Source organism: Mycobacterium sp. E1715 (genome assembly GCF_001667625.1).
Taxonomy (GTDB): domain Bacteria; phylum Actinomycetota; class Actinomycetes; order Mycobacteriales; family Mycobacteriaceae; genus Mycobacterium.
Genome location: NZ_LZJJ01000370.1, coordinates 1 through 1,733, shown reverse-complemented (window position 1 = coordinate 1,733; position 1,733 = coordinate 1). Strand labels below are relative to the sequence as shown.

The 1,733-nt window shown below is 69.1% G+C and carries 2 protein-coding genes; one reads left to right on the top strand and one right to left on the bottom strand.

Annotation, left to right across the window (positions count from 1 at the left end; translation table 11 throughout):
- On the top strand, positions 1-201 hold a 201-nt coding region (locus A9X03_RS18315), incomplete at its 5' end, for a hypothetical protein (RefSeq protein ID WP_156746597.1).
- A gap of 16 nt (positions 202-217) precedes the next feature.
- Here the strand turns inward: A9X03_RS18315 and A9X03_RS18310 are convergent.
- Positions 218-1,733: lysylphosphatidylglycerol synthase transmembrane domain-containing protein (locus tag A9X03_RS18310; protein WP_156746596.1), on the bottom strand; the 1,516-nt coding region annotated here is incomplete at its 5' end.

Here is a 1,733-nt window from a genome sequence, read left to right as displayed (position 1 = left end):
GGCGCCGCCTCGGACCGCGGGATCACCGTGACGCCCACGGCTGGCCAATTCTCCGCCGACGGGTCGGCGACCGTCGACGTTCCGATCGCGGTCGCACGGTCGGTGCCCGAGGAGTACTACATGGTCAACCTGACTTCCAGGGTCGGCGAAAGCGCCCGCACGTCAACGATTCTCGTGGTCGTGCAGGCAGGGAGCGAGTGAGCGCGCTCAGCGCCCGTTAGATCATCTCGTTCTTGGTCAGCCAGCGCATCACGGGCCAGCCGACAAACACGGGCAGCCAGCAGGTGAGCACCCGGTACAGCAGCACGGACGGCACCCCGACGGCCGCCGGAACGCCGAAGGCGGCCAGGCCACCGATCAGCGCCGCTTCGACGGCGCCGACGCCGCCGGGTGTCGGCGCGGCGGAGGCCAGTGTCCCGCCGACCATTGTGACCACGGTGACGGTGACGAACGTCGTGCCGCCGCCGAACGCTTCGACGCTGGCCCACAGCGCCAGCGCCGCGCCGAGAGTCGTTCCCGCGCAACCGAGCAGGATCAGCGCCAGTCGCCGCGGCTCGCGGGCCAGCTTCACCAGATCGCCGGTCACCTCGTTCAGCTTCGGGCGCACCTCGGTGGCCAGCCAGCGCCGCGACTTCGGCACGAACAGCAAGGTGCCGACGATGCCGAGTGCCACGCCCCCGATCAGGTACAGCATCGTGGCGCTCGGCACGAAGTGCGACAGGTGCATCGACGCGCCCGCGACCACGCTGAAGAAGATCAAGAGCAAGAGGTGCACGATCACCTGCACGGCCTGCTGCAGCGCGACCGCCGCGGTGGCTCGCATCGCCGACAGGCCGCTCTTTTGCAGATACCGGGTGGACAGCGCGAGCCCGCCGACGCCGGCTGGCGTGGTGGTCGCGGCAAAGGTGTTGGCCACCTGGACGAATGACAGCCGCCAATAGTTGACCGTCCCGTCGGTGCAGGCCCATAGGGCCGCGGCCGCGCCGAGGTACGTCAGCGCCGACACCGCCAAGCCGAGCAGCGCGTACCACCAGTTGGCGGACCTCAGCTGGGAGAAGAACGTGGGCGCGGTGCTGATGAAGGGATAGGCGACGTACACCAGCGCGCCGAAGAGCACCAGCTGGATGAGCTGGCTGCGGGTGAACCGGGTGATGGTCTCGGTCTTGATCTGGTCGGCCCCGGTCTGGCGCTTCACCTCCGCGCGGGCCGCCGAGATGACGGCGCCCGCATTCGGGACGGACCTCCGAATGAGCCGCGGCACAGCCACTTTCGTCAACCGACGCGACGCGCTCAGGATGGTGTCCCTGTCGAACGCGTCGATGGCCGCGGCCACCGCCGATTTGGGGTCATACAGGGCGGAGGTGGTCACCAGCAGCTGCGCGATGTCGGATTGCAGTTGGGCCTCGCTGGCACCGTATTCGGCGTTGTGGAAGCCACCGAAGCGCACCGTGCCCTCATCGAAGGTGATCTCGTTGGCGCGCAGGTCGCCGTGGGCGATCTGCTGGTCGTTGAGCCTGCGCAGCGACCTCCACACCCGGTCCACGGGGGTCGACTGTGCGCACCGACCGAGCGGCAGGCCGTGGGGTGGCTTGTGCGAGTACAGAATCCAGCCTCGGTCGAGGGTGGCGACGGCGATCGTCGAGGTGTTCGCCAGGTCCACCTCCCCGATGGCGATCGTCATCAGGGCGCGGTGCTCGACGGCGCGGCGCATCGAGGTCACCAGCGGCGCGGTC